The sequence below is a fragment of the Methylomonas sp. Uni0009 genome, assembly GCF_054188105.3.
Genome location: NZ_JBTAFN010000001.1, coordinates 2,089,599 through 2,109,792 on the forward strand (window position 1 = coordinate 2,089,599; position 20,194 = coordinate 2,109,792).

18 protein-coding genes are annotated in these 20,194 nt (G+C 56.8%); 14 read left to right on the plus strand and 4 right to left on the minus strand.

All coding sequences use genetic code 11. From position 1 onward, the window contains the following. Window positions 1–98: 98 nt before the first annotated feature. The 4 genes from ACWAU0_RS09890 to ACWAU0_RS09905 form a co-directional block, all read right to left on the minus strand. The gene (locus ACWAU0_RS09890) at window positions 99–779 is read right to left on the minus strand and encodes a hypothetical protein (RefSeq protein WP_445367825.1); all 681 of its coding nucleotides are present in this window, start codon (window positions 777–779) and stop codon (window positions 99–101) included. A gap of 115 nt (window positions 780–894) precedes the next feature. Further along, complete coding sequence (locus tag ACWAU0_RS09895; RefSeq protein ID WP_458139034.1) at window positions 895–1,953, minus strand: hypothetical protein; 1,059 nt, start codon at window positions 1,951–1,953, stop codon at window positions 895–897. 2 nt (window positions 1,954–1,955) lie between these two features. Further along, window positions 1,956–2,273 carry a hypothetical protein gene (locus ACWAU0_RS09900; RefSeq protein WP_494522948.1) on the minus strand — a complete coding sequence of 106 codons (318 nt, stop codon included), beginning with the start codon at window positions 2,271–2,273 and terminating at the stop codon, window positions 1,956–1,958. Window positions 2,274–2,806: 533 nt separating this feature from the next. Then, window positions 2,807–3,271: a hypothetical protein gene (locus ACWAU0_RS09905; RefSeq protein WP_033157775.1), complete on the minus strand. Its 465-nt coding sequence runs from the start codon at window positions 3,269–3,271 to the stop codon at window positions 2,807–2,809. A 351-nt stretch (window positions 3,272–3,622) separates the two neighbouring features. On the opposite strand from ACWAU0_RS09905, the gene ACWAU0_RS09910 reads away from it, so the two are divergent. From ACWAU0_RS09910 to ACWAU0_RS09975, 14 genes are all read left to right on the plus strand, one after another. Then, a complete protein-coding gene (locus ACWAU0_RS09910) occupies window positions 3,623–4,210 on the plus strand; it encodes a Pvc16 family protein (protein WP_458139036.1) in 588 nt (195 codons plus the stop codon). Beyond that, entirely contained in the window at window positions 4,207–4,983 is a 777-nt protein-coding gene (locus tag ACWAU0_RS09915; protein ID WP_205451449.1) for a hypothetical protein, read from the plus strand. Before ACWAU0_RS09910 ends, ACWAU0_RS09915 begins: the two co-directional genes overlap by 4 nt. A 62-nt stretch (window positions 4,984–5,045) precedes the next feature. Continuing rightward, window positions 5,046–7,223, plus strand: coding sequence for a phage tail sheath family protein (locus ACWAU0_RS09920; protein ID WP_458139037.1), 2,178 nt, complete (start codon window positions 5,046–5,048; stop codon window positions 7,221–7,223). A 21-nt stretch (window positions 7,224–7,244) separates the two neighbouring features. Beyond that, entirely contained in the window at window positions 7,245–7,706 is a 462-nt protein-coding gene (locus ACWAU0_RS09925) for a phage tail protein (protein ID WP_458139038.1), read from the plus strand. Window positions 7,707–7,721: 15 nt separating this feature from the next. Then, on the plus strand, window positions 7,722–9,224 hold the full coding sequence (locus ACWAU0_RS09930) for a hypothetical protein (protein WP_458139039.1): 1,503 nt from the start codon (window positions 7,722–7,724) through the stop codon (window positions 9,222–9,224). Then, on the plus strand, window positions 9,217–9,729 hold the full coding sequence (locus ACWAU0_RS09935) for a phage tail protein (protein ID WP_458139040.1): 513 nt from the start codon (window positions 9,217–9,219) through the stop codon (window positions 9,727–9,729). The genes ACWAU0_RS09930 and ACWAU0_RS09935 overlap by 8 nt, the downstream gene beginning before the upstream one ends. Then, window positions 9,726–10,982 carry a CIS tube protein gene (locus ACWAU0_RS09940; RefSeq protein WP_458139041.1) on the plus strand — a complete coding sequence of 419 codons (1,257 nt, stop codon included), beginning with the start codon at window positions 9,726–9,728 and terminating at the stop codon, window positions 10,980–10,982. The genes ACWAU0_RS09935 and ACWAU0_RS09940 overlap by 4 nt, the downstream gene beginning before the upstream one ends. A 13-nt stretch (window positions 10,983–10,995) precedes the next feature. Continuing rightward, window positions 10,996–11,163 carry a hypothetical protein gene (locus tag ACWAU0_RS09945; protein ID WP_458139042.1) on the plus strand — a complete coding sequence of 56 codons (168 nt, stop codon included), beginning with the start codon at window positions 10,996–10,998 and terminating at the stop codon, window positions 11,161–11,163. A 467-nt stretch (window positions 11,164–11,630) separates the two neighbouring features. Then, window positions 11,631–12,677: a phage late control D family protein gene (locus ACWAU0_RS09950; protein ID WP_458139043.1), complete on the plus strand. Its 1,047-nt coding sequence runs from the start codon at window positions 11,631–11,633 to the stop codon at window positions 12,675–12,677. After that, window positions 12,674–13,315 carry a phage baseplate assembly protein V gene (locus tag ACWAU0_RS09955; protein ID WP_458139044.1) on the plus strand — a complete coding sequence of 214 codons (642 nt, stop codon included), beginning with the start codon at window positions 12,674–12,676 and terminating at the stop codon, window positions 13,313–13,315. The genes ACWAU0_RS09950 and ACWAU0_RS09955 overlap by 4 nt, the downstream gene beginning before the upstream one ends. Before the next feature lie 6 nt (window positions 13,316–13,321). After that, window positions 13,322–14,986 (plus strand): hypothetical protein, encoded by a 1,665-nt coding sequence (locus ACWAU0_RS09960; RefSeq protein ID WP_458139045.1) that lies wholly within the window; start codon window positions 13,322–13,324, stop codon window positions 14,984–14,986. A 2-nt stretch (window positions 14,987–14,988) separates the two neighbouring features. Then, window positions 14,989–15,384 carry a GPW/gp25 family protein gene (locus ACWAU0_RS09965; protein ID WP_458139046.1) on the plus strand — a complete coding sequence of 132 codons (396 nt, stop codon included), beginning with the start codon at window positions 14,989–14,991 and terminating at the stop codon, window positions 15,382–15,384. A gap of 19 nt (window positions 15,385–15,403) precedes the next feature. Beyond that, complete coding sequence (locus ACWAU0_RS09970) at window positions 15,404–17,575, plus strand: putative baseplate assembly protein (RefSeq protein WP_458139047.1); 2,172 nt, start codon at window positions 15,404–15,406, stop codon at window positions 17,573–17,575. Between the two features lie 9 nt (window positions 17,576–17,584). Continuing rightward, window positions 17,585–20,011, plus strand: coding sequence for a phage tail protein (locus tag ACWAU0_RS09975; RefSeq protein ID WP_458139216.1), 2,427 nt, complete (start codon window positions 17,585–17,587; stop codon window positions 20,009–20,011). The last annotated feature ends 183 nt before the right edge of the window (window positions 20,012–20,194 follow it).

Consider the following 20,194-nt stretch of genomic DNA (forward strand, 5'->3'; position numbering starts at 1 on the left):
TCTATCCTGCATTACTCGGCGGTGGGAGTTTATTGGTCTAATAACAGGCCATTATTTGCTGCATTATTGCTCCCCGGTGAAAACTATCGCCTTTACAATCAACGGCTTTTTTTGCGGGGCTTGCTTAGCGGTCTGGCTTGAGGTGGTTGATCCGGCGTTTTTTCTTTAATGACCGGAGCCGGCAGCAACAGGTCATCAGGATTGACGGCATGGTCATTATCGGCAACCTTGCCGCAATCGACATAGCGGCTTGAAGTATTGTCGACATAAACTTGCAAGCTGTTATTGGCGGCATAGCTTTCCTGATCCGAACAGCTTGCCGACTGAGTAGGGCCTACAACAACCAAGGTGCCGGGCTTGAGTTTGCATTTGGTGACCCAACGCAATTCGTTCCACTTTTTACAAATGGCGTTTTGCGCCCGATAGTGGTCGACGTTACCCGACGGCCGCTCGGCGGACCACCAGGCTCCGATGCGGTTGCTGCCACCGTATTCGTTGATGCCTTTATCGGCACCATCCCATAAGCGGTACACCTCAATGTCTTCCTTGAGCTTCAGTAATACACCGGAGGAAATCCCGCCTTGGCCTTCTTTCATAATGGCATGGGATAGGATGTCCTGCTTACAATCCTTCTTGCAGGAGGCAATAACTTCTACCTTCCCCATCATCGCCGCGGGAAGAAATAACGGCTGTTGTTGCTCGCAATTACAAGCCACGAGCAAAGCCATACCCAAAAACCAAGTAATCGAGCGATACGATTTCGAAAATGTCTGACGCATTGACTTTGCCTTTTTTGGAGTTTAATTGCTTTCGGCGAGAAGTATCTTATTTAGACTCTATTAAGCTGAAGCCCGGCCTTTTGTATTTGCGGAAACCTTCTTTGGCGCAGAACAATCAGCTTTTCTTTGTAACCTCACCCGTTATGGTCGTTTCTGCTTTGCCGATTAAAGCCGGTAATACCCGTTCGCTAAAGCCGGCGGCAAAGGCCAGAAAAAACCGTAGCGCCGGGGTATTGACTAACTCCTGGCCTAAAATCAGGTGTCCGTCGATGGCAAGCGAAGTCAGCGCTCCGGCGGTGGCGCCGAGAATGGCGCGCGATAAGGCTTCCGTGAACAAACCCAATTGCCCTGATCGCGGATCAAGCCCTATCTGTTGGGTCCTGGAAATCGCCGACACCAATGCACCAATGGTGCCGGCACCTAATGCCAACATGGCGTGAGCGTGGCCTTGTCCCCATTTTTGCAGACATAAGGCCGTTACATCCGGCCAACAAGAAAAGCTGAAATGCGGCAAAAAATTAGCCAAGATGACCGGCACTAAAAACCAAAAGATAAACCAAGGCCGGCATCTTCGGTCTTTCGCCAGCGTGACCTGTTTTCGGGCTTCATCGATTACCCGCCCCCAATCTTCCTGTTTGCCGCCGTTCATGGCAATCGCCGCCGCTTCTCCCAGCATCGCGCGAATACCGATTAATTCGCTGGACGCTTGAAAAGGCAAGGATAGCGTTGCAGAGTCTGCATCCGCTTGAGTGTTACGAAAAAAACTCGGAAATTGCCAAGGTTTGCCGACTTTCTCCATCAGGAAATTACTGTCGGTTTCAATTTGGGTAATATGGGTTTGCAGCAAGGTAAGATTATCTAAATCCGCCGGCGGACTCGTCCACCACCATTGAATTTCGAAATTCTGGTCCAGATAAATAATATAGCGGGTACTCTTACGGATAATCAGCTGAATCTTCCCCAACATCCAGGGGTCGGTATCATCGGGTTTTAGTTTCGAGATAGCGCGTATTGCCACTAGATAGGCATCTTTAACTTCTTGCGGCGCTTCGATGAGAGGCACGCGGCTGCCATCCGCCTTAATCCCTTCAATTTGCCGCCAAGCGCTAATTCTAGCCATGGCGTCAGTAAATAATTGTTGGTCGCTGATACTATTTTCAGTAGTGCTGGCCATGGTTATCTCTTAGGATTATCGGGCGAATAGAAATTAGTCGAGACTTGCGCTTTCGCGTCCGCGGTCAGCCGCTGCAATTCGCTGGCAAGGCGTTCATGTTGGGCGGCATATTCGGCGGCAGGCCCGAAAAAGGCTGCATCCGCAGCGACAGCGATACTCTGGTAAGCCTGACTCAACCGTAAACATTCTGCCTGATATTCTTCGCATTTCAATGCCTTATGAATGGCCGTCAATACGGCGGCAAGTCCGGCGAGCAATGAAACCAGCGGCATGGAATAGCAAAAAACACTAATTTGATATTGCTCTTCCTTGGCCGCCAAAACCGCGGCTATAGTCGACGAAACCGCAGGTAGCACGACAAAGCAAAGATTTGCATACCATAGCCACGCCAGGCGAATTCTATAGGCTTCGGATAGGGCAACTGACCGTTGTTTAGTCTGTTCAAACCATAAACAAAAATCATCTTTCATCGCAATATTTTCCAGATATTTTAGATGGCAAGTATCAGTATAATTTCGATCCCAACGTCAATTAGTCTAGTGAAGCTTCTACATTTTTGTATTCTATAAAATGTACTAGTACGAAAGTACTGGATATTCAAGATACTAAATCGCTATGTTATAGCCGAAATGATGTAGTAGTGATGGTTGATTAGTAGGTATGTGAACAGCACTCCAGCGCTCGTGATTCTGTTGAATAGATCCAGCAGCTGAGTCAGCTTTTCACCACAATCCTGCCATTCATTACCTTAGTTTGTTAGCTTGTTGAATGTCGCAAACTGGCCGATAGCCCAACCCAACACAGACACAAGCATTCAAACCTCCAAGCAATTTTTTATTCGCGTATGCGCGCATCATTTATTTCTACTGCCCAGCAGATAATCAAACCCCGGCCAGGTGACGCACCAGTTGCCGGAGTCTGGCTGGGTGTGATGTTGGTAATGCCAGGGTAAATGCTGTTTAGCCCAGTCAGGGTCGAGATGGGCTTTGCGGTGCAGAATGTAATAAAGCGTCAACGAGCCGTATAAACCCATCACGAAAATCGGCCGATACCAAATTAGCGGCAGATGCGCCATGACAATGGCGGCCAATACCGCCAACTCCTTGGTTTGCGCATTCCAGGTCGATAAGTCCAAATGGCGATAGCCGGGATCCAGCATCTGGTGTTTAGCGCAGATCGCATGGTGTTCAAACCAATGGTAGGCCCAAATGCTGCCCGGCTGTTTGCCTAAGCGATGCAAGATGAATTTGTGCATCAGCCATTCGCCGAGATTGGCGTACAGAATGGCCAGTAAAAATTGTAGGCTCACTGAGATCATGGTTCGGCTGGGGCTAATGGTTTGTAGTGGGGATTATCTTCACCCGGTTTGCCGTGCTCGGGATAGTTGTTTTATTCCTGCTGCTTTGGTCGTGTACTTTTGGTTCCAGCTCTTACCATTTTCCAAATGGTGTTCCATTTTTAATCCGATTTTAATGACTTCTGCACCAGCAATTTCCAAAAGCTCTGCTAAAAATTAATACCATTATTTGATTGAGGCACGGAATTTAGCCGGCCAGTTTGCTGTAGATCGCTTTTTTCGATTTTTATCGGCGGATAGCTTCACAAAATCGACTTGCGTACAGTAGACCTATGTACTAGGCTATGCTACCGCTCAAGTGGGGGAGGAGAAATGGCTTCGTACCGGGGAGTGACCGGCGCGTTGTTGGCGTTGGAATCGTTCTTGACCAGCAGATTACCTGCCGAGCTGAGCAGCGAGCCCACCAATGCCCAAGCAAAACTGCTGGGTAGCGCCGACATTGCCAATATCCTCACCGGCAATCTGCTGGGTATTTACCTGCATCGCATCACTATCGATCCGCACGGCCGGCAGCGCACCTTCGCACCGCGCGGTTCCGACCAAAACGCTCCGCAAGCCGAACTGCCGGTCAATCTGCATTTCCTGTTAATCGCCAACGCTGCCAGCGCCACCATCGAAGCCGATCTTTTGAGTTGGGCCATGGTCGAGCTCGCCAACGAATGTCAGCTCGACATCTCGCATATTCAAGACATCGACGACGAATGGGGCCAGGCCGAAGTGCTGAATATCGCCCCGGACGAGATGACTACCGAGGATTTGATGCGCATCTGGGATGTCTTCAAATCGCCTTACACCAGTACCGTACCCTATGTGGCGCGCACCGTGCGCCTGCGGCTGCGTCGGCCGCGTACGGAAGGTCCGTCGGTTAGTACGCGGGTATTTCCAGGAGGCACGGTATGAAAGCCGTCAAGGTTCTGGAAACCAATATCCTCTACGCCAGCGACGTGATTTATTGGTTGGACGGCAGTAGTGCCGCACAGGAAGCCGATATGCGGCGGCTCAGTGAAGCCGTTGTGTTGCAACTCGATACCCGCCCCGCCGATCTGCAATGGTTACACACGCCAGGCAAAACAGCCTTGTGGCGGCGCTCGGCCGGTAAAACGGTGCAAGGCGCGCCTAATGAGGCGGATAAATTGCGGCCTGCTGAAGCGGCATACACCATCGCCGGTTCGGTGGCGGATAGTCAAAGCCGCTATATCCCGCGCCGTTTTGCAGTTCAAGCCGGCAATGCCGCCGGACACAGCTTGGTGCTTTATCCGACCCCTTTCGGTACCAAGCTCGGCCGCGGCGGCGGTTTGCGCGGCACTCTGAGGTTTACCGGCAGTAATGCGCCGGCTATCTGGGCATTGCTGACGCTGACGGTCAATCTGGGCGTCGGCGGCAATTTGATCTGCCGTGCCCAAGCCGACGCCAATGGCGATTTCATTATCGCGATGCACCGCCTGCCGCCCTTACCGGAAGGCGTAACCGAATACAACGCGACACTGAGCATTGCGGCCTCGGCTGCGGCCAGCGCTGCGCAACCGGTCGACCCGGCCGACTTGCAGCCGATGCTGCTCGGCGCTATTAACGCTAACAGTTTTGCCGCCGCACTAGCCCTGACCTTGGTGCCGGGCGATTTGAGTTTAATCCGGTCCTTTAATCGGGATCATCTTGCCGTTCAACCCAATTGAGTCATCCATGAGTTGAGTTTGTCCTTTAAACGCTGGTCCACATAAAAATTAAGGAGGGGAGCATGCCTGAATATCTTGCACCGGGTGTGTTTGTAGAAGAAGTTAGCTTTCGCGCCAAATCGATCGAAGGGGTGGGGACCAGTGTCACGGCGGTGGTCGGTCCTACCCGTTTCGGGCCGTTGCGGGGCAATCCCGAGGTAGTGACTAGCTTTGGCGAATTCACCCGCATCTACGGCGACATCCAAAATCTGACGCTGGCCGGCGCGTCGGTGCTTAACCATACTGCGATTGCCGCGAAAGCCTTTTTCGACGGCGGCGGCAAACAACTCTATGTGTCGCGGGTCGGCAATTTTCCGCAAAACGCCCCAGGGGTGTCGACGCGGTCCGTGCCGAATGTGTTGAGTTTCAGCAGCCGCTTTCCGGGAGTAATGGGCGATTTCACGCTGGAACTTCTGTGGCGCGATAGCGAAAATCTGTTAAAAACCGAGGCTACCTCGGCGCCAGCCGAAGGCGAAGTGGTGTTTCTGAATGCCATCGGCCTGACCAATGCGGTGCGCTCGGCCGGTATCGCCGCGCAATTCCCCGACGAACGCTTTCCTTTAAATGTCCGCGCCCTGGTGCGCCGCGAAGGCGATCATTTCGTCATCGTCAATAACCGCTGCGAACTGGACACCGCCGACGATGTCGCAGCGGGCGGTACCGCCTTACGTCCCAACGGCCAGGCCGACGGCAGTCAGGGCGTATTGATGACGGCCGGTTTGGTAAACGGTCCGGGCGTTGCAGTCAGCTACACACGGGTGTTTGCGAAAAATCCCAGCAGCGGGTCCTTGGCTAACGGCACGTCGGCGGTGTTAACCCTGAGCGCGGAAACCAACTTGTCGGTGTATACCGGCGCGGCGCATTGGGGCACCCTGACCGCGCTGCGCGGCACGTTAAATGCGGCCGGTAGCGAGTTTGTGCTGGACGGCGGCGGTTTGAATGTGGGCGTCAATGCCGACATCACCTTGCCGTTGGCGGCTTTGGCTGCTGCACCGAATACGGTGCGGGCGGTGGTGGTGCAGCGCAACTTCGATATTGCCGTACATGCCGGCGGCCGTGACGGCCCGGTAATTTACAGTTACGGCGATATTTCCAGCGCCCCCGATGCAAAAAACAGCCTCAGCGCCGTAATGCCCGTGACGCCGGACAAGCGTTACGACCAATTGACCAGTCCGGTCAGTTGCACCCTCAGCCCCGGTATCAGCGGCGCCGACGTGGTGGCAGCCTTGTACAGCTTGTTCGAGTCGGATGGCTTAAATCCCGGCCCCATGTCGGTTCAAGGTCCGCGTTATTTGATTAATCTGTCCGGCGGCAGCGACGGCAACGTGCCGGGGGCCGTGCAATACGGCGGCGTGGAAGACGAGGTCAACGGCAGCAGCGGTTTCGTGGCCTTGGAAAATATCGAGGATGTGTCCATCGTGATGACTCCGGCAGCGGCGGCTGACGCCACTAATCATCAAGCCATCGTCGCGGAGGTGCAAAAACACTGTCTAAAAATGCGTTACCGGGTCGGCATCGTCGATAGCCGCGACGGCATGGCGCTGTCGGAAGTGCGCGAGTTTCGTTCCAACTTCGACGATTCCAGACTGGCGCTTTATTACCCCTGGGTGGTCATTGCCGATCCGCGCGGCCTGCTCAGCACTATCAACGTGCCGCCGTCCGGTTTTGTAGCGGGTGTGTATGCCAATACCGACGTGCAGCGCGGCGTACATAAGCCGCCGGCCAATGAACCGGTCATCGGCGCTTTGCGCTTTGCCCAGGAAATCAACCGCTTCCAGCAGGAGTTACTGAACCCCAACGGCATCAACTGTCTGCGCTCGTTTCCGGGACGCGGGCATCGGGTTTGGGGCGGTCGGACCTTATCCAGCGATCCGGAATGGAAATACGTCAACGTCCGCCGGTACTTTTTGTACTTGGAGCGTTCCATCGACAAATCCACGCAATGGGCGGTGTTCGAGCCCAACGGCGAGCGATTGTGGGACAACATTCGCCAGACCGTGGAAAGCTTTTTGTACAACGAGTGGGTAAACGGCCGGCTGTTGGGTAGCGCCAAGACGGCTTATTTCGTGCGTTGCGACCGCAGCACGATGACCCAAAACGATCTGGACAACGGCCGCTTGGTCTGCGAAATCGGCGTGGCGGCCTTGAAACCGGCCGAATTTGTGATTTTCCGCATCGGCCAAAAAACCGCCGACGCCTGAACTCTGGACTGGAGATAAACCATGGCTACATATCGCGAAACGCCCTATGGGGTGTTCAATTATCTGGTCAACCTGGGCGACGGCAGCGAAGGCGAAGTGCAGGGCGGCTTTTCAGAAGTATCCGGGCTGAATGCCGAAGTGACGGTGGCGGAATACCGTAACGGCAACGAAGCGGTGAATTATGTTCGCAAGATTCCGGCCATCAACAAGGCCGGCGACGTGACACTGAAACGCGGCGTGATCGGCGCGGACAACATTTATAACTGGCTGGAGCAAATTCGCGGCGGCGATGTGACCGCCAAGCGCGATGTGGTGATCAAGCTTAAAAGCGAAGATCCTACCAGCGCCAGCGCCGTCGTCACCTGGAAACTGGTCAGGGCCATGCCGATCAAATGGACCGGGCCGACCTTAACTGCCAAGGGCGGCAGCGACGTCGCAATGGAAGAGCTGGTGCTCTCTGTAGAAACCATTATCCAAAGCTAGCTGGAGCAATAGCTGATGGAATTGCTAGCGGGAGCGCGCATCGCCTTGACGCCACGGCCGGTTGAACGCCGGATTGCGGCGCTGGAGGTCGCCATGCTTGGACATTGTCCGGGCAGGGTCCGGCTTGAGCGTCTGCAGCAATTGCCGGCGGCGCTGGCGGACATGCGCGCGGTCGGCTACGGCTTGGCGGTCGATGCCTTATTGCTCCCCGGTGCTGTCAGCGAACTTTACCATCTGCCGATACCCTTGCAATCCAGCGCCGAGTTTCACGACATTTTTCCGGATGCGCTTACCGCCACCACCGAATATGTCAGCCTGTTGGCCGGTAACAAAGCCTGGCTGGGGCTGGCGGTAGATGATTTTTTCGCCAACGGCGGCGAAAAACTTTGGGTGGTGCGGATACCGGAAAGCGCGGGACAAGCCAGTTTTTTGCCCGCTGCCAACACGCAATTGCACGATATTGCTACTCTCCAAGGCTTGGCCTGTGTATTGGTGATTCCGGCCTTGGGCGTAGTGAGTTTTCCCGATTTGGAACGTCTGCAAATACCGCCGCACCTGCCGGATATTCCCAGGGTACGTCTGGAAAACAACGATCCGCAGTTTCTGCCTTGCACGCTAAATACCGAGGACGATCACCGCGAACGGCGGTACAGTGGCGAGTTAAGCGACATGCCGCCGCCTTGGCAATTGCCGCAGGTGTTGCGCGGCATGCTGCAATTTGTCAGCAGTCATCGGCCGGATCTGCAATGTCTGTTTACCTTGCCGCTGGCGTATTCCGGCGAGCTGGATAGCCCGGCGCTCGACCCGGCGGCTTTAAGCGCACTTTCGGGGTATCAACAACTTCCGGATAGAGCACAAGCGCTGCGGCATGTGCAGTTTTTGTTTCCATACTTACGCGGGCCGCGCTTTGCCTTGCATAGCCCGGTTGGTTTGATCGCCGGCCAGCAGGCGGCAGCGGCGCGCCGCGACGGCCCTTGGCGCTCGATGGCGGCCAGGCCCTTAAACACTGACGCTTTGCCGTATCCGCGCTTGTCCATCGCTCAAACCCTGTTGTTACGCGATAAGCCCGGCATCAGCGTGCTCAACTATCGCAACTCGTTTAGCGGCGGCGCGCAACTCAGTCTCGACGACGAGCGCCTGGTGGTGCCGGCGTTGCCGGTCGCCGATTATCCGTTCGACAGCCAGCGATACGACGGCTTTCGTTCCGCAGAAGTGATGCGTTTCCTGGGTTTTTTGCGCCGGCAATTGCAGGCCTTGGGCGAGCAATTGATCTTTAATCTGGATTACCGCGACCCCCGCCCGCGTTTGCTGCTGGAACAGTTTTTCCGACGTTTGTACAGTCAGGGCGCCTTGCGCGGTGCGTCGGCCGAGCAAGCCTTTTCGATTCAAGAATCGACTCCACAGGAAGGCGCAATGCTCTACGAGATCATGCTGGCGCCGGCGTTTCCGATAGACAAGTTGTTTCTGACCTTCGCCAATCTGAACGGCGAATGGCGCTCGGAGGTGGTCGATGGCTGAAGTCACCGAATTCGTCGCGTTTCGTTTCAAGGTCAATCTGTACAACAGCGATCAGAGCAGCTTGTTATGCAGCGGCTATTTCAGCGAAGTGACCGGCTTCGAAGCGACGATGGAACCTAGGGTCATCAATGAGGGCGGTCACAATTGGGGCGAACATCACCGCTCCGGGCCGACTAAATTCGCGCCGATTATTTTGAAACGCGGCGTCACCGACATCAACGATTTGTGGTCCTGGTTCGACATCACTACCAGCCAAGCCAACTACGGCTACCGCCTGAGCGGCGAGATTATCGTGTTCGGCAATCCCAGCGTTAGCGGCGGCAACGTCACCGATAACGCGGTGCTGGTTTGGAAACTCAGCGGGGTGTTGCCGACCAAATTCAAAGGCCCGGATTTGTCGGCCACCGCCAGCCAGGTAGCCATCGAAGAATTGCAGCTGGTGCATCAAGGCCTGGAATTGCAGCGGCCGGCGCCGGCCAGCACGCAAGGCAGGGGGGCGGCATGATAGCCATCGAACGCGGCAAACTGATTCCGGTCAACGGCGACAACGATAGTCCCGATTTGGATAACGCCATTGACGTGCAATTCAACCCGTCCAGCCTGAAAGTCAGCCTGTCTAACACCTTGAAAGAAAACGCCCGCAACGGCAACAGCCGCTCGGCGCAGTTCGTCGATAAAAGCTCGTCCAATCTGACCATAGAATTGATTTTTGATACCACGTATATCGAAGCGCCCGGCGGCGCGGGCCAGGGTAGCGGGCAAACCGCCAGCAGTGCCGGCAGCAACAGCAGCGCCAAGAAAGCTATCGAGCAAGGCTCGGACGTGCGGCTGGAGACCAAGAAAATTGCCGATACCTTTATTAAGCCGGTAGAAGACGGCAAAAAAATGAAGGCGCCAAAGCGCTGTTTATTTCAATGGGGGGCGTTCGAGTTTTTAGGTCTGGTGCAAAGCTTTGACGAAACCCTGGATTTCTTCTCGCCGGAAGGCCGGCCGCTACGCGCCACCGTCTCGTTAAAGCTTAGCGAAGACCGTTACCAATTTCGCAACCGGGCCGTCGAACAAGCCGCCCGCGATACCCCCAGCCTGAGTTCGACCGGAGCCGGCCCGCAAGGCGGTTCCGCACAGAATGCCGCACCGGTGCCAGGCGGCAGCGGCGAAGGTGCCGGTAACTGGCGGGATACTTCGCTGTTTAACGGCATAGAGTCACCGAGAATGCCGTCGCTATCGGTGGTGGCGGTGCCCAGCTTGAGCTTGAGTGCTTCGGTAGGGATTAGTGGCGGCGTGGGATTTGGCTTAAATGCTGGCGTCAATATCAGTGGTGGTATCAGCGCCAATGTTTCGGCAAGCTTGTCTGCTTCGGTCAGTGTCGGTGGTAGTTCTGTCGGCGGTTCGACCAATAGTGCCGGCGGGGCAAAAACTGCGCCACAAGCAGTGCCGCCGGCAAGTCCGGCGTTTAAATTCGGCAATTCCGCCAGTCTAGGTACCGGCATCGAAGGTGCATTCAGCCCGACTGGAAAAAAGGGTAGCTTGAATGCAGCCAGCATTCAGACAGGCAGTGTGTCGTTAAGAGTCGATACTGCGCAAACCGTTGGCGGCGTGCAAAACGGACAATCGGTAACTGCCGCGACCGGTGGGAGACCCTTATCAACAGCCGCAGCTAACCAAGCTGGTTCAGCTACGGCGGCTCGCAAAAGCAGTGGCGTATCGGTAAGCAGTTTATTAAAAGCCGCCGCCGACAGCGGCGTTGGTTTCGATTGAGTGGGAATTGCAAATGCCGATATTGATAGACGAAGTGATATTGGACGTGCAAGACGGCGTCACCGAAGCCGCCGAGCAACAACCGGCCGCGCAGCAGACACCGTTGGCTCCGGCGGAAATCGAGCTGGCGCAAATGCTGGAATTGATCAGGCAGAGGCAGGAGCGGTTGAGGATTGATTGAGAGGAGAAAGTTTAGAACATAGATTTTAATCCCCTCACCCTAGCCCTCTCCCGGAGGGAGAGGGGATTTGTAAAAGGGTTTTAGGAGGCTTTGAGTTGCGGAAGGGTTTCCTTCCCGTATGCCGCGCCGAGCACCGGAGCTTTTGAACGGATTTGCCCGAAGGGGTGCGGCATGGATGCCGCACGTTGCCGAAGGGGCAGGAAGCCCCTTTCGGCAACCCCGTTCAAAAGCGAGGAGCGCAGGGGTAAGCGGCATCCGGGCCGCCTTTTCTTTGGATACTTTCTTTTGGCGGAGCACAAATTCGCCTGGAGCGAATTTGAACAGCCGACTGGCTGGCCCGCAGGGCGAAAACCAAGGACGGTTTTCGTAGCGAAAGTAGCTCGCCTGTCGGTGCGAGAACCGACATTAAAAAAGATCGTCGCGTTAGCGACACCAACTAAAACAATAAGAAAACAAACTACAACACTATGCCCGAAACCGCCTTCACCAGCTCCCGCCCAACGATCAAAATCGACGGTGAGCAACGCGCAGACCTGCAACAGGCCTTGCTGGCTATGCAAGTCAACTTGCCCTTGCACGGCTGCGCGCATGCAGAATTGCAGTTGTCCAATTGGGGTAGGCCGGAAGGTGGGCAAGATCCTGACTTTACCTTGAACGACATTGCCCTGGGCGCCGGAGTGGAGATCGAAATGGGCAGCGACACCCCGCAACAGCTGTTCAGCGGCGAGATTACCGCCATTGAAGAAAGCTACGGCGAAGGCGCACCCAACATCGCGCTGCTGTTGCAGGACAAACTACATAGATTGGCGCGCAGCCGGCATAACCGCAGCTTTGAAGATCAAAGCCCGGACGATTTGGTACAAGCCATCGCCGGCGAGGCGGGCCTGCAAACCGATGCGTCGTTGTCTAGTATCACCGCCACCTGGCATCAACTCAACGAAAGTGATTTGGCCTTTCTGCTGCGCATCGGCAATCGCTTTGACATAGCCGTGCGCTTGGAGGGCAATACCCTACGGGCCAAGGCCGAGGAGGCCGATACCAACCCGGTCGAGCTCAGCGCCCAGGACAGCGCCCTGAAAGTGCGCTTAATCGCCGATTTAAATCATCAACCGCTCAGCAGCCAAGTCAACGGCTACAACCTGGCGAGCGCCGACCCGGTGGATTTTACGGCCGACGCAATGACGCCGGCGCCCACCGGCACCAGTGCGGCGGCGGCTTTAGGTAACCTGAGCTGGCCCGGCCCGGAAATTGTCCCGCAGCCGTTTCCAGGCACCAGCAGCGAAGCTGAAGCTTACGCCAAGGCCGCGTTCAAACGCCAAGCCAAACGCTTTATTCAAGGCGAGATTGTCTGCCAAGGCGAGGCGACCCTAAAACCAGGCCGGGAAGTGGAATTGGACGGCGTGTCGCCTCGGCTGAAAGGCCGCTACCAGATTGTGCATTGCGTGCATCGTTTCGATAACAACAGCGGCTTTGAAACCCATCTCAAAGTCAACAAAGGCGGGTGGCAATCATGAACAGCCATGCTTTAGGCAATCTGCACAGTTTGCAACTTGGCCAAGTCACCGACAACGCCGACCCGGACAGCCGCGGCCGTATCAAAGTGCGCTTGCTGGCGACGCAGATGGAATTATGGGCCGGCGTCGTCGCGCCGTCCGCCGGTCAGGGGTACGGTGCTAGTTTCGTGCCGCGCCTCGAAGAAATCGTGGTGTTGGCGTTCATCACTCCGGAAATGCCGCTGGTGCTGGGCAGTGTTTGGGCCGGTAGCAGCAGCGTGCCGGCAGAGGCCGACCCGCAAGAAGATCATTACGTAATCCGCACCCCTCAGGAAACGGTGTTGGATTTCGACGACGGTAACGGCCCGAAACTGGAATTGCGTACCCGCTCCGGTTACAAGATTTCGATAGACGAAGCCGGCGGTGGGGAAATCGTTATCGAGCGCTCCGACCAAAGCGTCACCCTCAACAGCAGAGGCATCGCGGTGCGCAGCAGCGGCAGCGTCACGGTAGATGCCAGCACCGTGACCATCAACGCCAGCATGGTGACGGTGAATGCCAGCATGTCCAAATTCAGCGGCGTGGTGCAGGCCGATACGGTGATCGCCACCTCGGTGGTCGGCAGTTCTTACACGCCGGGTGCCGGCAACATTTGGTAAGGGATTATGAAAATAGAGCACGCTTTGCATCCGCTTAAATTGAAACCGCCGTTTTATCAAGAGGGCGGACAATGCGGCTTGCATCGTTATCTGGATGCGGAGTTTATTAATCGCTTCAAGCAGGACATGCAGCGTCGCCAGTTCGATTTGCCGCAGTTCAGCGCCTGGCAGCAGGAAGAGCGCCACAGCCGTCATGGCCAACAGCCGGTGCTGCGCCTGCCCTTGCATCGGGCTTTTCATATCGTCAGTTGCGAAGTGGTTTGCGACCGCTTCGGCGAGCCGGCGCTGGACCCGCAAAAAATCAGTTCGGCGGGTTTCGTGATTCGCCGACTGAGCGGCGGACGCGAGCAGGCCTGGATGCTGGAAGACGGCGAAGCTTTGGGCTGGCAGGACGTGCCTAGCGAGCTGCGCGACCCTGATCTGCATCGCCGGCTGTGCGCCAACGGCGTGCTGCACAAACGCGATGATCAGGCGGCCTATAGCGGCGAGGAAGTACATCCCTTGCATGTGTTAAAAACCAGCGATGCCAAGCGTAAAACCCACACACTGTTGTTCGGTTATTTGCCGCTCGGCGGGTTTTATTATCTGCGTGATGTTAGCCAGGCGTTTGATAGTACCGATCAAGCGCAAACCGCCAGCATCGCGGCAGCGATGTTGCCGTGGCCGTTCGGTTATCGGCAGCCGCTAAATCAAACCTGGCTAAACGAACACAGCAAGCCGTTGGCGCAAGGCCTGCCCAGCAAAGGCTTTTTTGAACTGCTGAGAATGCTGGTCAACCGTTATCACCTCGGCGAAGCCGGCATCATCGAGAATGCCGCGCTGGAAAATAAAGCGCAGCAACTGTGGCTGTTCGACGAAGCCAAACTGCCGGCGGGTTTGCAGGGCCAAGCCTACACCGAAACCAGCCAGGGCTCGTTCGCACCGTATCGGCAACAAACCTTTTTAAGTTATCTGCAAGCCTGCTTTGCTTTGGGCGGCGAAAACCCGCTGGTGCGTTGGCTAATTCTGCAAGAACAAGTGATCGATGCGGTCGGCGGCTTGGACAAATTAGGGGCATTACCGGCCTTGCCGAATGCCAATGGTGTCGGCAATCTCAATCTGACGCTACTGTTGCTGGCCGCCGACGCCCAGGAAATCCGGGTTTTGTTGGGCCAGAGCCTCAGCGATCAGGCGCTGAGCAAGGTCAAGGAAATCCCTCTGCCCAAGTTCGCGCAAAATGCCGGCGATGTCTATCAGGTGGTGGCCTTCGTCCGCGCCAAAAACGATCAGGGGCAAGAACAGATTCAATGGGCCAATGCCGACACCCGCAGCATTCAGTTCCGCGTCGCCGCGCCCTTCGATCCGGATGCCAGCCGGCCGGCACTGATCCAGATGCCGTCGTTGGCCGATCTGCGCCGCGGACTGGCTAAAGGTGCGGCGATGATTACGCCGGCCGATACCTTCGATTTGATGAACAAGCTGAAATTGAACAAAGGCGCCAGCGAAGACACTGTCAAGGACACTGCCGGCCCGGATTTTGGTATTCAATGGATTTGTTCGTTCAGCCTGCCGGTGATTACGCTGGTGGCGATGATTTTGCTGATGATCATGATCTCGCTGCTGAATATCGTATTTTTCTGGCTGCCGTGGGTGCGCATTTGCCTGCCGTTTCCAAAGATTAAGGGGGATTGAAGATGCGTACGCCGGTACCGGAAATTTTGAGTTGGCCCCTGGGGAATATCGACTCCGACGGGCGGCTGAGCTGGACCCGCGACGATCAGAGCATCCGCGAAGTGATGCTTAACATCCTGCTGACCCGGCCCGGCGAGCGATTGCAACGGCCAAACTTCGGTGCCGGTTTATTAAACTTCGTACATCAACCCAATAACGAAACCACCCGGCATTTGATTGCGGCTGTGGTGCGCAAATCGCTGGAGACCTGGGAGCCTAGAGTGGAAATCGACGAAGTGCAAGTGCAGGCCAGTCCGGCCAGCGTCGCCGATGTGCATATCAATATCCGCTACCGGCTGCGTAACAGTCAGCGTCCGGCGGAACTGGGATTCACGCTAAACCTGAGCCTGCCGGCTTGAGGCTGCAAGAGAGGCCGCTATGCCATTACCGGTACCGAATTTAGACGACAGACGCTTCGACGACCTGGTTGCCGAGGCCAAGGCGCGGCTGGCGAGCCATTTGCCGGAACTGACGCAGATTGCCCCCGGCGACCCGCTGCATAGCTTTGTCGACTTGTTCGCCTGGCTGACCGAAACCATTTTGTATCGCGCCAATTTAATTCCGGAGCGCCAGCGCCGGGTATTTTTGAATTTGTTGCAAATTCCGGTGCGCGCCGCTCGGCCGGCCAAAGGCATCGTCAGCGTTGACGCCGGGCCGACCAGCGTGTTGCCGGCGGCATTGCTGGCGGACGGCAGCCAGCTGCGGGCCGGTAAACAAATTTTGACGGCGATTGGCGAATTGCAGCCTACCTGCCTGAGCTTGCAAGTATTGATCAAACAGAAGTTGGAGGCTGCCGATCTGGCCGCGCTGGGTTTGACCTTGCAGGACTTGCAGGAGCAGTACGGTTTGCGCAACGGACAACGGGCCGAGCCGTTTCAACCGCGCCGCTTCGAGCCGGTTAAGGAAGTGCTGGATCTGACCGGCAGTCTGGATCGCAGCTTTTACTTGGCCTGCATCGCCCCCCGGCAACTGGAAGGCCAGATTGCTTTGCTGCGCAGCCATCTGGCCGGCATGGCTTTTAATATCGGCATCGCGCCCACTGACAATTTGGACGGCGACGCGATCAACGAGCTGAATTCGCGCCAATTGATCTGGGAGCTGGTATCCACCGGCGAGGTCGGCGAAACGATTTATCTTCCCTTGGACGTGCTGGCCGACAGCTCGAAAGGCGGTCGGCAAACCGGTGTGGTGCGCTTGCGCTTGCCAAAAAATCCGGCGCTGTTTCAGGCTTTTGTGCCCACCGATCCGATGTTCAGCGGTGTCGGCGACCGGCCGCCGGAATTGGCTGATCAGGTCGAAGCCGGCCGGGTGGCCTTTTGGTTACGCTTGCGTTGTCCGGAACATCCCACGTTACAACTGGGCTACCTGGGATTGAACGCCGTAGATGTGCTTGCCCAAGGTTTGCAGCAGGATTTGCTGGTCGGCATGGGCACTGGTCAGCCCGATCAGGTGGTGGTATTGCCGGATCAGAATATCGAGGCTGCTACCTTGCAACTAGATGTCGAGGAAAACGGCGCCTGGGTGCGTTGGCAACAGGTGGCCTTTCTGGCCGGTCAAGCCGCAGATGCCAGAGTGTATCGGCTCAATCCGCAGTCCGGCTATGTCTACTTTGGTGACGGTACGACCGGACGCCGGCCGCCGTCGGGTAGCCGGATTCGTATCGCCGCATATCTGTTTGGTGGCGGTAGCGCCGGCAATTTACCCGCCGGTAGCATCAAGGAAGTGGTCAACGGCAGCTCTCGCTATAAAATTCGTCACGAATGGCCCTTGCAAGGTGGTTTGGATGCGGAGACCGTCGAACAAGCCGAAAAACGCATCCCGCAATTTCTGACCCATCGCAATCGGGCGGTGACCCAGCAGGATTTTAAAATCATCACCGAGGCCAATCCGCTCAATCCGGTAGCCCGCGCCGAAGTATTAGTCGGTTTTCTGCCCGGCGCCAGCATCCGCGCGGCGCGCGACGGCGTGCCGGGCGCGGTCAGCGTGTTCGTACTGCCGCCGGCCGAACCGGCTTTGGGTCACACGCCCAAGCCCAATCAGGGCTTGTTGAAGGACGTGTTTGCCTATTTATTGCAGCGGACCATGGTCGGCACCGAGCTGTATGTGTTAAGCCCTGAGTTTGTGCCGATTGCCATCAGTGTGAAAGTCCAGGTGCGGGACATTGAAACCGAGCAACAAACCCTGCGCGAAGTGCAGCAGACTTTGCTGGAATATCTTTGGCCCCTGGCGCCCGGCGGCGCGCGCAGTGCTGGGTGGCCCTTGGGCGGTGCGGTGCTCGCCAACGAATTATTGACTCAAGCGGCAAGGGTGGCCGGGGTGCAGGCCGTGAATGCCCTGAGCCTGTTTCAACGCGGCAGTAATGGCTGGCGCAGGTTCGCTGCCGATGAACCGATTAGCCTGACTAAATACCAATTGCCCGAGCTGCTGGGAGTGCGCGCCGACAGCGGTTCCGGCACGCCGGCTTTGCCGGACGGTATTGGTTTGCTGGAAGGCCAAACCCCGGACGACAGTCTGGGCGTGGCTGTACCGGTAATACCGGACATTTGTTGAGGGCGAGTGATGGACGTCAACAACACCCCGTATTTTTTACTGAAAGGCCAGGCCGATTTCGAACAGGGCTCCAGCCATTTGAACTGGAATGCCGGTTTGCAGGCGCTGACACTTGCACAAAACCAGGTTTTGCGTTTGCCGGCCTCCGATCCGGCGACGGCTTTGCTGGCTTGGCAGAACAGCGCGCCGCTGGCCTTGGACAGTTTTAATCAGATTGGGCGTTTGAGCGACGACGGTACTCGCGTCGAATTCAATAGCGGTCGCGGCTATCTGAGCTTGCAGGACAACGAATTGCAGGATGTCACGGCGCCGCAGGGCCGGTTTACCGATATGGCTTTCGCGGTGGTCGCGAGTAACGGCAAGCCGGGCTTTGGGCAACCGGCCGGTGACGGCAGACTGGCGTTGCCGTTCAGTGACGGGGTTAATCAGCATGGTTTACTGCTGTTTCATTTGGCCCGGCGTTGGCAAACTTTCTGTGCATGGGGCAATGCGGAGGGTGAGGATGCGGCGTCGCAAATGCCGCTACGGGCGTGTATCGACGCCGAGCGGCGCACCTGGTTAATCAGCAATTCCAGTTTGATGTTATGCAGCGGTGAACCACTGCCCTTGCCGTACACGCCGCAACCGGTGCGCTTCGAACCCGAGCAGGCCAATCCGCATCCCTTAAACCGAATTTGGCAGCAAGCCTTACCCCAGGGCTTGCAGGCCCTGGCGCTGTGTTGCGATTTGCAGCAGCTCTATATCTTGGCCCACGACGGCGCCGGTGGGCAGGCCATACTGACCCGAGCTTTGTCGACGTTGTCGGACGCGCCATTCAAAGCCTACGCCTGTCCTCCGGAATTGCCTTTCGCTATCGATCTGGCTCTGGCTGCCGATTCGGCGTTGCCGGACAGCGGCCGGCTGGCGGCTTTGGTACCGCGCGCTGCGGATGATCTGAATTTCGCGCAACGCGATTGCCCGGTATTGACGCTGCATTGGGATAGCGAAACCAACACCGGCCAGGCCCGCTTGCTGCACGAGCGTTATCCAATGTTGTCGCAAGCCGTGCCGCGTTTTGTCAGCAGCGCCGACGGCCAGTTGCGTTATCAAGCCGAGGCCGATGCCGATTTTCCTGGGATAGCTCCGCGCCCCAGAGAATTACACGCCTTGCGCCGCCCGCAGTTTTTTCTGGAAGGCACGGCCTTGCTGCACGAACTGGATTCCGGCCAAGTCGATACGCAATGGCACAGGCTGTATCTGGATGCCTGCATACCGCCCGGCTGCGACATTCAGATTGCGGTGCGGGTATTTGCCAGCCGGCAGGCGGTTCGGCCTAAGCCTATCGATCAACCCGCGCCGTTGTGGAACCCGTTACCGTCCGAATTGCCGTTCGCGGCAAGCTTGGCGGGCCAGCAAACCGGTACTAGCGGTCTGTTCGAAATTTTGTTGCAACAGCCTTCCGGTCGGGTGCGGCAGTTGCGCGGGCGCTATCTGCAAATCCAAGTGACTTTGCGCGGCGACGGCCGGCAAAGCCCGGCCTTGCACGCCATCAGGGTGTATTACCCGCGTTTTTCCTACCAGGAAGCCTATTTTCCGGAATTTTACCGGCAGGAGCTCAGTTACGGCCCTGCGCAAGCCGTCGGTCCGGCCAATGGCGCTGATGTGCGAGAGCGTTTGCTGGCAGCCTTCGAAGGCGTGTTGACCCCCTTGGAAGGCCGGATTGCCGCCAGCGAGCAATTGCTTGCTCCGGAGGCGACGCCTGCCGCTAATCTGCCTTGGTTGGCTGAGGCCGTAGGCGGCCAGTTGCCACGCCACTGGCCGGAAGCCCGGCAGCGGCGCTGGCTACGGGACTTGACCTTGATTCAACAATACAAAGGTACGCTCGCGGGGTTAAATTTAGCTTTGGACATCGTCAGCGACGGCGGCGTGCAACGCGGCGAAATCGTGGTTTTAGAGAATTTCCGCTTGCGGCGGACCATGGCGACGATACTGGGCATAGACATGGATGACGGCGATCACCCGTTAACCTTGGGTACCGGCATGAGCGGCAACAGCATCGTCGGCGACAGCCTGATTCTGTCGGAAAGTGATGCCCGGCAATTTCTGGCGCTATTTGCGCCGGAGCTGGCGACCGTTGACGAGGCGGCGCAGGTCAAGGCGTTTTTCGAGGAATACGCGCACCAAGTCAGCATCTTGCTGCACGGGCGGGCGGTGAGTTTGCGGACTGCTGTGGAAGACATTTTGACGGAACAGCTACCGGCGCATTTGCAATACCGGATCATCGAAACCGAACACCCCTTCGTGCTGGGTATTGCGCCGTTGCTGGGCATGGATACCTTCATCGATACCGCGCCGCCGTTCCGCCGTGTGACGCTGGACGACACTTATCTGGGCCGCGAAGGGATCTTGAAAAACCCGGCGGCATTTTCACCGGAGGATATCAATGCGCAGGCATAGCGGTTTTCTTGGGTTGGTTAACAACCCGGCCCTGTCTATCAAAGTGCTTCCGTTTGGACTGAGTCCTTCGACTTGCTCGGCGCAACCGGCTTGTCTGATTCCGGTCCCTATCAGCGGCAGGGGAAGAAGCTCCCTCTCCCCGCGGGAGAGGGTTGGGGTGAGGGGGCTCGATCAACGCGCGGC

Excerpts from the sequence above, each read along its gene's own strand:
- ACWAU0_RS09890 (WP_445367825.1), bottom strand. The coding sequence starts at position 779 with ATGCGTCAGACATTTTCGAAATCGTATCGCTCGATTACTTGGTTTTTG.
- ACWAU0_RS09895 (WP_458139034.1), bottom strand. The coding sequence starts at position 1,953 with ATGGCCAGCACTACTGAAAATAGTATCAGCGACCAACAATTATTTACT.
- ACWAU0_RS09905 (WP_033157775.1), bottom strand. The coding sequence starts at position 3,271 with ATGATCTCAGTGAGCCTACAATTTTTACTGGCCATTCTGTACGCCAAT.
- ACWAU0_RS09910 (WP_458139036.1), top strand. The coding sequence starts at position 3,623 with ATGGCTTCGTACCGGGGAGTGACCGGCGCGTTGTTGGCGTTGGAATCG.
- ACWAU0_RS09915 (WP_205451449.1), top strand. The coding sequence starts at position 4,207 with ATGAAAGCCGTCAAGGTTCTGGAAACCAATATCCTCTACGCCAGCGAC.
- ACWAU0_RS09920 (WP_458139037.1), top strand. The coding sequence starts at position 5,046 with ATGCCTGAATATCTTGCACCGGGTGTGTTTGTAGAAGAAGTTAGCTTT.
- ACWAU0_RS09925 (WP_458139038.1), top strand. The coding sequence starts at position 7,245 with ATGGCTACATATCGCGAAACGCCCTATGGGGTGTTCAATTATCTGGTC.
- ACWAU0_RS09930 (WP_458139039.1), top strand. The coding sequence starts at position 7,722 with ATGGAATTGCTAGCGGGAGCGCGCATCGCCTTGACGCCACGGCCGGTT.
- ACWAU0_RS09935 (WP_458139040.1), top strand. The coding sequence starts at position 9,217 with ATGGCTGAAGTCACCGAATTCGTCGCGTTTCGTTTCAAGGTCAATCTG.
- ACWAU0_RS09940 (WP_458139041.1), top strand. The coding sequence starts at position 9,726 with ATGATAGCCATCGAACGCGGCAAACTGATTCCGGTCAACGGCGACAAC.
- ACWAU0_RS09945 (WP_458139042.1), top strand. The coding sequence starts at position 10,996 with ATGCCGATATTGATAGACGAAGTGATATTGGACGTGCAAGACGGCGTC.
- ACWAU0_RS09950 (WP_458139043.1), top strand. The coding sequence starts at position 11,631 with ATGCCCGAAACCGCCTTCACCAGCTCCCGCCCAACGATCAAAATCGAC.
- ACWAU0_RS09955 (WP_458139044.1), top strand. The coding sequence starts at position 12,674 with ATGAACAGCCATGCTTTAGGCAATCTGCACAGTTTGCAACTTGGCCAA.
- ACWAU0_RS09960 (WP_458139045.1), top strand. The coding sequence starts at position 13,322 with ATGAAAATAGAGCACGCTTTGCATCCGCTTAAATTGAAACCGCCGTTT.
- ACWAU0_RS09965 (WP_458139046.1), top strand. The coding sequence starts at position 14,989 with ATGCGTACGCCGGTACCGGAAATTTTGAGTTGGCCCCTGGGGAATATC.
- ACWAU0_RS09970 (WP_458139047.1), top strand. The coding sequence starts at position 15,404 with ATGCCATTACCGGTACCGAATTTAGACGACAGACGCTTCGACGACCTG.
- ACWAU0_RS09975 (WP_458139216.1), top strand. The coding sequence starts at position 17,585 with ATGGACGTCAACAACACCCCGTATTTTTTACTGAAAGGCCAGGCCGAT.